This window comes from Bifidobacterium leontopitheci, assembly GCF_009193355.1.
Taxonomy (GTDB): domain Bacteria; phylum Actinomycetota; class Actinomycetes; order Actinomycetales; family Bifidobacteriaceae; genus Bifidobacterium; species Bifidobacterium leontopitheci.
This window is the reverse complement of the sequence record NZ_WBVT01000063.1, coordinates 1-9,789: the sequence shown is the minus strand read 5'-3', so window position 1 is coordinate 9,789 and position 9,789 is coordinate 1. Positions and strand designations below refer to the sequence as shown.

Sequence of the window (9,789 nt, the reverse complement as noted above, 5' to 3'; positions counted from 1 at the left end):
CCCCCGCCCCCTTCCGCGGCGCGACACGCCCGAACCCACAAAATAATCTCATCGTTAAGATTTGTGATATCGTTACTACTGCAAACATCAAATACAGGAAACCGGCTCACAGAATCTTAACGATAAGGTTCCGTGGCGGGTCGCGGGGAACGGACTGAGCCGTCCCACCCCGCACGTCGACATCACCCCCACCGGCGAGCGTCTCCACCCCGCGTGTCCGGCTTCCAAGAGAAACAGGAGAATCCGAAATGTCCGCATCGACGCAGGCCGCAGGCCGCAAGCTTTCGTGGGTGACGAAGCTCACCTACGCGCTGCTGCCGTTGTCGTTCACCATGAGCACCATGGTGATGACCTGGCAGATGATCTACTACACCCAGCCGCTCGCCATCTCCATTGGCATCGTCACCACGCTGCTCGCCGTCGGCAAGGCCATCGGCGGTTTCATCACGCCGATCTGGGGCTACATCTCCGATCGCATGTACTCCACCTCCTTCGGTCGCAAGATCGGCCGCCGCAAGGGAACGCTGCTCATCGCCGCACCGCTGAACCTCATCTTCTACGTGCTGCTGTGGGTGCCGAGCATGCCGGTGTGGTACTACCTGGTCATCAACGTCATCTACTACGGCGTCTACCCGGGCATCAACACGGTCGTCTACTCGCTGCCGTCCGAAATGACCGACGACTCCAAGGACCGCGCCCAGCTCGTCGCCGTCCAGCAGATCGGCGGCGGCGTCGGCGGCTTCGCGCTCTCCATGCTCAACGCCTACCTGTTCAAGGTCTGGGGTTCCACCGGCTGGGAGCCGTACTTCAAGATCGCCATGATCTACGCGGTCGCCGGCACCGTGCTGCTCGTCATCGGCGCGATGTGCATCAAGGAACGCCCGTACGACGAGACCACCGACATCTCCTCCGCCGACAAGGGCGACGCCGAGAAGGTCGGCTTCTTCGGCCGCCTCGTCTCCGTCTTCTGGAACTTCCTCTCCGTGCTGCGCATCAAGACCTTCCGCAACTACCTGGGCATCTTCCTCTCCCAGATGACCTTCCGCACGGTCCGCGGCCAGATCAACGCCTACTTCATCATGTTCGTGCTGCTGCTCACCCCGGCCGAGGTCTCCCTCTCCACCGGCTTCAGCTTCCTGTTCGGCATGGTCTGCGTGGTCATCTGGGCCGCCATCATCACCAAGCTCGGCGGCATGCGCGCCTACCGAATCGGCTCCTGGTTCACCATCGCGCTGTTCGTGGGCATCTACATCCTCGCGCTGACCGTCTCCAGCCTGCCGAAGGCGACAGTCACTCTGGTCTTCACCATCCTGATCACCCTGTTCACGCTCGGCAACTCCGGCATCGTGAACGCGCAGACCTACGTGCAGTCCTTCGTGCCGGACGTCGACGAGCTCGTCACCGGCAAGCGCCGTGAAGGCCAGTACGCCGGCATCCAGTCCACGCTCGAGGTCATCGTCAACACGGTCGTCACCATCCTGGTCGGCGTGATCCTGCAGGCCGTCGGCTTCAAGTCCGGCGCCGACGTCACCACCCAGTCCCCGACCGTCGTCACGGTGCTCCTCTACATGTACTGCGGCACCGTGGTCGTGCTCGCCCTCGTCGGCATCCTGCTCACCTACCGCATGCACCTCAACGAGCACACGCACGACGTCCTCGTCGCCGAGTCCGCCCGCCTGCGCAACGGCGGCTCGATGGCCGACGTCACCGAGGAGACCCGCAAGGTCGTCGAGGATCTTGCCGGCATGCCGTACGAGAAGTGCTGGGGCCACAACAACGTGATCAACGCCACGCACAAGGGCTGATCGGCGCAGACGTTCGGCGGATGCGGCGGGTCCCAACCTCCCCCGCCCGTCGCCGGGACAACAGATAACAGAATAACCCAAGAAACCCCACGGAATTCCTTCTTCCGTGGGGTTTCTTCTGTTTTCGGGGCGGCCAGGGCGGTGCTTGCCGCGCTCTTTTGAGCCCGTGCCGGAGATGTGGGTGTTTTGTTTGGCGATCACGCCCGTGCTGGAATTGCAAAAACGTTGGAATCAAGCCGTTTTGTGTTTTTGGCTTGGCGATTTTCCCACAACGAAACACCCACATCTCCCGTTTCCCCGGCAAACGTCGCCGGAATCGCGCCGGGAACGTCGCCGGAGTCGCCGCGGAACCTCCCGGACGGCCGCGAAACGCTCAATCGATTGTCTGTTACATGCGCTTCGTTACGATGAGATATGAATCTCATCGATAAAGCACGCCTGCGCGTGGGCTCCCCAGCGACAATGAACCGTCGCGGCCCATGAGCGGCGGCCGGGAAGGAACAGCATGGTAACGCTCAAGGACGTCGGAGAACTGGCCGGGGTGACGGCCACCACCGCATCCGCCGCGCTCAGGGGAAAGTCGTACGTCAAGCCGGAGACCGCGCAGAAAGTGCGTGACGCGGCGAAGAAACTCGGCTATAAGCTCAACCTCTCGGGCCGCACGCTGCGATCCGGCCGCAGCGGCACCATCACGTTCCTCACGTCCGGCATCGAAGGCGACTACTTCTCGCATCTCGCCATGGCGATGGCCGACGAGATCAATCAGCGCGGCCTGCACATGCTCATCGAGCTGTCGCGCTACCTCAAGCTCGACTCCAACGGCAACGGCGACCTGTCGTACACGTTCGCCGACGGCATCATCGCCATCAACGCGCCGCGCGCGGTCGGCATCCTCAAACAGCATCCGTCGGTCATGCTGGAGAACTACGACACCAGCATCCGCATCGACACGGTGAACGCGCCCAGCGCCGAAGGCTCGCGGGCGGCCATCGAGCATCTTGTGGAATGCGGCTGCACGCGCATCGTCATCGTCGGCGACAACCGCGACCCCGAGAACCCGAACATCATCCCCGGCTCGCGTGATATCCGCATGCATGCGGCCAAGGCGGCCATCCTCGCCGCCGGACTCGAATTCGACGACGGGCGCGACTTCATCCGCTCCGCATGGTCGATCGAAGGCGGTATCGAGGCGGGGCACGCACTCGCGGCGTCCCTGAAGAGCAGCGGCTATGACGGCATCTACTGCCTCAACGACGGAATCGCGGTCGGCGTGCTACGCGGCCTTGCCGACCGCGGCGTCCATGTGCCCGACGACGTGATGGTCATCGGCTTCGACGGCATCCAGCAGGGCGAGTACAGCGTGCCGACGCTCACCACCGTCGCCACCGACTTCCGCGGCATGGCCAACACGGCGATGTCGCTGCTCATGCGGCGCATCGAAAGCGCGGACGGCGACGAGGGGTTCTACCCGCAGACCGTCAGTGTCGGCTACAAGCTCATCCAACGCGAATCCACCCGCCGCATGAGTACGCTTCGTTGAGGAAAATATAACGAACCGTACTCGAACGCGGTCTCCGAGTACGGTCGGTCAGGAAAAAACAACGAACCGTACTCTAACGTGCGCTCCGAGTACGGTCCGTTGATAATTCTTGACCGACCGTACTCGTACGACTGTTTGGAGTACGTTTCGTTGAAGATTGCTGACGGACCGTACTCGGATGGATGTCTACGAGTACGGTCGGTCGCGCAGATACGCAGAGGGGGCCTCCGCCATGATGACGGAGGCCCCCTCTAAGGACCTTGCTGCGGATTAGCGTTGCGTGCGATCCCACCCTCGGCCCCCTCGGTGGAGGGTCTGTCGCGCAGAAGGTGCGCACGCTGATCATCCGCGACCTCGGCCCCCTCGGTGGAGGGGGCTGTCAGCAAAGCTGACTGGGGGAGCGCCTCCCGCGCCCGCGCAGTCCCGCGCGCACCCGCGCAAGCCGAACGCTATCAGCCCGTGTTCTGCAGGCCGGCGGCGACACCTGAAACGGTGCACAGGATCAGGTAGATGAATCCTGCCTGCTGGCTCTGCGAGAGCTCTTCCTTGTCCACCTTCTTACGCAGCGAACGCAACGCCAGCACCTGGGTGACGGACAGCGCGTCCACGTACGGGGAGCGGATGCGGATGGCCTGGCCGAGCACGTGACGATGCTGCAGCGGCCACTGGTCGCCGACGATCTTGAGCACCCACTTGGTGGTGAGCTCCATCTCGTCGAGCACCTTCTTGGCCAGCTCGTCGTCGTCGCCCAGCGCGAGGTACATCTTGGCGATGCGCTCGTCGGTCTTGGTCAGCGACATTTCGATGTTGTCGATGAACGTGGAGAACAGCGGCCACTCCTCGTACGCCTCACGCAGCGTCTCGAGGTCGCCGAACTTCTCGCACGCCGAGCCGAGGCCGTACCATGCGGCCAGGTTGATGCGCGCCTGCGCCCACGAGAACACCCACGGGATCGTGCGCAGGTCGTCGAGCGACTTCGCGCCCAGGCCGCGCTTGGCCGGGCGGGAGCCGATCGGCAGCAGACCGATCTCGGTCAGCGGCGTGACGATCGAGAACCACGGCGCGAAGTCCGGGCTGTTGAGCAGGTCGAGGAAGCGCGCGTGCGAGGCGTCGTCGAGCACCTTGGTCATGTCCGCGTACTTCTCGGTCATCTCCGTGTTGCGCTTTTCGACGCTCGGGGCGGACTGGAGCAGCGTGGCGGCCGTGACCGATTCGAGGTGGCGAATCGCCAGCACCGGGTTGCCGTAGCGGGCGAAGATGACCTCGCCCTGCTCGGTGAGCTTGAACCGGCAGTTCACGGAGCCCTTCGGCTGGGCGAGCACCGCACGGTTGGCCGGACCGCCGCCACGACCGACGGCGCCGCCGCGGCCATGGAACAGGGTCAGGTCGATGTCGTGCGATTCGGCCCACTTGACGATGCGGCCTTCCGCCGCGTGCAACGCGAGCGTCGCGGTGGTCGGGCCGGCGTCCTTGGACGAATCCGAGTAGCCGAGCATGACCTCCATCTTGTTGCCGGTCGCCTTGAGACGCGCCTGCACTTCGGGGATCTTGATGATCTCCTCGAGCACGTTCACCGAATGCTGCAGATCCTCAAGCTGCTCGAACAGCGGGATCACGTCGATGGTGGGCACGTCCTCCGGGTGGGCGAACGCGAGGCGGTTCAGCTCGTACACGTCGCGCACGTTCTGCGCGCTCTTGGTGAACGAGATGATGTAGCGGCGCGCGGCCTTGATGCCGTTGCGCTTCTGGATGGAGCCGAGCGCGCGGAACGTGTCGAGCACCTCGTGCGTCATCGGCTTGAGCTCGCCGCGTTCGCCGTGCAGGCCGTGCTCGCGGATGTCCTCGAGGGCGCGGGCGTGCACCACGGAATGCTGGCGGAACTCCATTTCGACCATGTGGAAGCCGAAGGTCTGCGCCTGCCAGATGAGGTCCTGCAGCGGGCCGTATGCGGAACGCTTGGCGCCCGCCTCGGCCAGCGACCGCTGGACCACCTGCAGGTCGTGGATGAAGTCGTCGCAGCTGTGGTACATGAGGTCGGCGTCGCGCTCGATTGTGTAGTGCAGACGGTCGGCCATCACGAGCATGACAGCGCGGTGCAGCTCCTTGGTGGAGATCAGCGCGGCCTTGTCGGTGAGCCGCTCGCTCATCTCCTTCTGGTGGTTCCACAGCGACTTGAGCTCGAGGCTGGCGGGCGTGGTCTCCGATTCCATCGTCAGGTTGCGGCCGACGGTGCGGGTGGCGTTCTCCAGCGCGGCGATCACGTGGTCGCTGAACTTGCGGGCCACCTGACGGCTCACCTTGGCGGTGACGTTCGGGTTGCCGTCGCGGTCGGAGCCGATCCAGCTGCCCGGGTGGAAGAACGCGGGGCACTGCGGCGGTTCGAGGCCGGCGCGGTCGCCCAGCAGCCAGTCGTCGAAGCGGCGGTACACCTTCGGGATCGTGGTGAACAGCGTGTTGTCGAAGATGTCGAGGATGGTGTCGGCCTCCTCCACCGGGGTCGGCTTCTTCAGCGCGATCGGGGAGGTGCGGAACAGTGCGTCGATCTCGTTGTAGAGGCGGCGCACGTTCTCCTTCTTGTCGGAGCCGCCGAGACGCTTGTTCTCTTCGAGCAGTTCGGCGATGCGGCGGATCTTGCCTTCCACGGCCTTGCGTCGGGCTTCGGTCGGGTGGGCGGTGAAGACCGGGTGGAATTCGAGCTTTTCGAGCAGCGCCTTGGCCTTGGCCGGTCCCAGCTCGTTGAGCAGCTGGTGGTAGGCGGTGGTCAGTTCGTTCACCGGATCCACGGCCGCGTCGTCGCTCACCTGGTTTTCGCGCTGGTGCAGCACGGAGACGCGGTAGTTCTCCTCGCTCAGGTTGGCGAGGTGGAAGTAGGTGGTGAACGCGCGGGCGAGCAGCTGCGCGTCATGCAGGTTCATCGCGTCGATGGTCTCGACGGCCTTGGCCAGTCCGTCCTCGCCCGGGTTCGGGTCGGTGAGCGCGCCGGCGAAGTGCTCGGCGCTCGCCTCGACCGCGTAGTTGCGCACGGTGTCGAAGGTGGAGAGCAGCTTGGGATCGTATTCGCCCAGCACGTCGCGAAGAATATCCAGGCACAGGTCCATGTCGTTCTTCAGCGATGCGGGCAGTTCACGCTCTTCCGGGCCTTTGGTTCCGGTGCCGGTCGACACGATGGTCGCGTCGGCTGGCGTGATCTGCTGATCGGTATCGGTCATTCATAACCTCCTTTGTCTCCGGGTTCCGGTTGCTCGGTCTGATGGTCCTCTGCGGCTCCTCCGCAGTTGTTTTGGCCATCCGTTGCGAGCCCACAGCCGGTCGCCGAAAGTGGTGTGAGCTTATTGTATTGCCGATAAATCGCAACTTGTATTACGGATTTCGTTTTTCCGCCGTTTCGTGGGAGCGTAACGGGAGTCTTCACAGAATTTTCACCGGAACGTGACGTAGTCCGTGTGCGTTTCGCCTGCGTTCCGCGCGTGCGGCCGGGTGCGCACGTGCAGTTTCGTTCACGCGGTGAGTAATAATGACGTCTGGTTGGACGGCTCGACGTGCGGAATCGGACACCGGCGTACGGACGAGACGGATATCACGACATCCCAACGACAGATAGAAGAAGCAACGTGCGCAACAACAGCAAGCCTGCGGGCGACGCCGTGGAGGACGCGGCGACGGCGGTCAGCCACTACCACACCCATTCGATTCCCCTTGACATGGAGGACATCCGCCGCGACTGGGACAAGCCGGTCACCGAGGCGGGGCTCGCCGCCAAGACCAGCATCGTCGTCAGGGTCGGCGCGCTCGACCTCGGCGCCGGCACCGGCAGCTTCCGCGTGCGCGAGATGATGCATCGCATCGCGTACCCGCTCGGCGTGCACGTGCGCGCCGACGTGAACCTCACCGACATCGAGGCCACGTGCACGGACGGCAAGGAGCGCATGACCGAGGTCATCGACCTGCCGACCACCGGCGTGAACACCGAACGCATCTGGCTGCTGGAGCACTACGCCGACTGGTTCAGCGTGAACCTCGGCCTCGATTCCATGTACCACAGCACCGGCGACGTGTCGGACGGGCTCGTGCGCAACCTCGACAAGAGCGACGTCTCGCAGGTCTCCGCCGAACTCGCCAAGCAGATCCGCGAGGAACGCAAGGCGGCCGAGGCGCGTGAGCAATCCGGCGAGGCGTCGGACGATCCGGTGCTCGACGCGATGGAGGCCGCCGAAGTGACCGTGCCCGTGTCGATGGTCAGGGCCGCGGCCGCCGACATCGCTGCCGAGGGCGCCACCGACGACGAGCTGCGTTCCGAATCCGAGGAGGCGCTCGAAGAGGACCAGATCACCCGCCGTCGCCTCCACGACCGCCTCCTCGCCATGCAGGGCGCAGACGGAGGTGCGGCTGCGGAAGTTGCTGCGTCTGGTGGCGCTGCGTCTGCGGACGCTGCCGCGGACAGTGCGCACGGTGCCGCGGCCGGCAGCGGCGTCGCACACGTCGTTGCGGATGCTGCGGCAGTCGTGCACGGTGCCGCGGCCGCCGGCCATGCCAGCGAGGCCGCCAGCGGCCCGACCGTCGCCGCCGATGCGGCTGCGGACGCTGCCGCCGCCGAAACTCCCTCCCGCTGGCGGGAGGTGGCGCGCAGCGCCGGAGGGTGGTCAGCCGACGCCCAGTCGGCCTCGCAGCAGGCCACCCAGTTCGCCACCGTCACAGCGGACTCCGCCCAGCTGTCCGCCGCCGCCCAGCCGTCCCCGCAGTCCGCAGCACAATCCTCCTCCGCTGCAAAATCCTCCGCCCAGCCGTCATCCGCGAAATCGCGCCGCACGCGCACCCACCGTCCGCCCACCGGCGAATACGCCGAACACTTCGACCACGTCGGCCGCAGCGACGGCGAACGGCGGCCGCCGATCACCGTGCGGCAGGCGCACGAACGGCTCGACCTCATCGAACGCCGCAAGCCGCTCTACTCCGCCGAATTCGCCGGCTTCGCCTCAGCCGTCGCGTGCGCGTCCTTCGTGTTCCTGCTCGGCGGCGGCCCGTACGATATGGTCGGCGCGTTCGTCGGCGCCGGACTCGGCCACTGGCTGCGCCGACGCCTGTTCAAACACCATCTCAACCAGTTCTTCGTGACGTTCGTGTGCGTGGCGCTCGCCGCGTTCGCCTGCACGGGGATGCTGCGCCTCATCGGCCTGTTCGACCCGATCGCGCTCACGCACGACACCGCGTACATCGGTGCGATGCTGTTCGTCATCCCCGGATTCCCGCTCATCACCGGCGGGCTCGACATGGCGAAGATCGACTTCCCGTCGGGCATCCAACGCGTCACCTACGTGTTGTGCATCATCCTCATGGCGACGCTCGCCGGATGGATGGCGGCCGTGGTCGTGCACCTCAACCCGACCGGATTCGAGCCGCTCGGGCTGAACCCGTGGGCGAACACGGGACTGCGCGCGCTCACCGCGTTCCTTGGCGTGTGGGGATTCTCCGTGATGTTCAACTCGCCGCAGCGCATGTGCCTGGTGGCGGCGGTGATCGGCATGATCACCGACACGCTGCGTCTGACCATCGTCGACTGGGGTGTGCCGGCCGAGGCGGGCGCGTTCATCGGCGCGCTGCTGGCCGGTCTGCTGGCGGCCGCGTGGCGGACCGCGGTGCGCGCGGGCGTGCTGCCGCCGCATCTTGGATATCCGCGTATCTGCCTGACCGTGCCGTCGATCGTCATCATGGTTCCCGGCATGTATATGTACCGGGCGATGTTCTACCTGGGGTCGTTCGATACGCTGCACGCGCTCGACTGGGCGTTCCGCGCGTTCATGGTGATCATCTGCCTGCCGATCGGCCTGGCGATGGCTCGCGTGATCACCGACAAATCCTGGCGCTACGACGTGTGAGGGTGCGGGCTGGCCCCCTCGGTGGAGGGCCGTGTCGCGGGGTGGGCAGCGGGACCGTCGCCACGCGGATCATCCCTCCCGCCCCCTCGGTGGAGGGGGCTCCCGCGTAGCGGGTGGGGGAGCGTTACCCGCTGTGCGGTTCGTCGTTGAGATCGTCCGTAGCGTCTGGCTACCCCTCAGTCAGCTTCGCTGCCAGCTCCCCTCACAAGGGGAGCCGAGAAGCGGCCAGCGGGACCGTCGCCGCGCGATTCATCCCGTCCCTCGGCCCCCTCGGTGGAGGGGGCTCCCGCGTAGCGGGTGGGGGAGCGTCACCCGCTACGCGGTCCGGCGTTGAGATCGTCCGTAGCGTCTGGCTACCCCTCAGTCAGCTTCGCTGCCAGCTCCCCTCACAAGGGGAGCCGAGAAGCGGCCAGCGGGACCGTCGCCGAGCGATTCATCCCGTCCCTCGGCCCCCTCGGTGTGAACTGCACCCCGATTGTTGGACTGCGATAATGCAGATTCGATGATTGGAGGTGCGGTTTCTCATGTGTGGGGATCGCAGGCGTCATTACGACGACGGTTTCATGAGGAA

At 65.3% G+C, this 9,789-nt stretch carries 4 protein-coding genes; 3 read left to right on the top strand and 1 reads right to left on the bottom strand.

Annotation, left to right across the window (positions count from 1 at the left end):
- The first annotated feature begins 248 nt into the window (after positions 1-248).
- Together F7D09_RS10775 and F7D09_RS10770 are read left to right on the top strand one after the other, a co-directional pair.
- The gene (locus tag F7D09_RS10775; protein WP_152235488.1) at positions 249-1,805 is read left to right on the top strand and encodes an MFS transporter; all 1,557 of its coding nucleotides are present in this window, start codon (positions 249-251) and stop codon (positions 1,803-1,805) included.
- Between the two features lie 505 nt (positions 1,806-2,310).
- Positions 2,311-3,345 carry a LacI family DNA-binding transcriptional regulator gene (locus F7D09_RS10770; protein ID WP_152235487.1) on the top strand — a complete coding sequence of 345 codons (1,035 nt, stop codon included), beginning with the start codon at positions 2,311-2,313 and terminating at the stop codon, positions 3,343-3,345.
- A gap of 452 nt (positions 3,346-3,797) precedes the next feature.
- Here the strand turns inward: F7D09_RS10770 and F7D09_RS10765 are convergent, their stop codons facing one another.
- On the bottom strand, positions 3,798-6,554 hold the full coding sequence (locus tag F7D09_RS10765; protein ID WP_152235486.1) for a phosphoenolpyruvate carboxylase: 2,757 nt from the start codon (positions 6,552-6,554) through the stop codon (positions 3,798-3,800).
- A 492-nt stretch (positions 6,555-7,046) separates the two neighbouring features.
- Here F7D09_RS10765 and F7D09_RS11575 point away from each other — a divergent pair, with 492 nt between their 5' ends.
- Positions 7,047-9,218 (top strand): threonine/serine exporter family protein, encoded by a 2,172-nt coding sequence (locus F7D09_RS11575; protein WP_226836294.1) that lies wholly within the window; start codon positions 7,047-7,049, stop codon positions 9,216-9,218.
- Positions 9,219-9,789 lie beyond the last annotated feature (571 nt).

Excerpts from the sequence above, each read along its gene's own strand:
- F7D09_RS11575 (WP_226836294.1), top strand. The coding sequence starts at position 7,047 with ATGGAGGACATCCGCCGCGACTGGGACAAGCCGGTCACCGAGGCGGGG.
- F7D09_RS10775 (WP_152235488.1), top strand. The coding sequence starts at position 249 with ATGTCCGCATCGACGCAGGCCGCAGGCCGCAAGCTTTCGTGGGTGACG.
- F7D09_RS10770 (WP_152235487.1), top strand. The coding sequence starts at position 2,311 with ATGGTAACGCTCAAGGACGTCGGAGAACTGGCCGGGGTGACGGCCACC.
- F7D09_RS10765 (WP_152235486.1), bottom strand. The coding sequence starts at position 6,554 with ATGACCGATACCGATCAGCAGATCACGCCAGCCGACGCGACCATCGTG.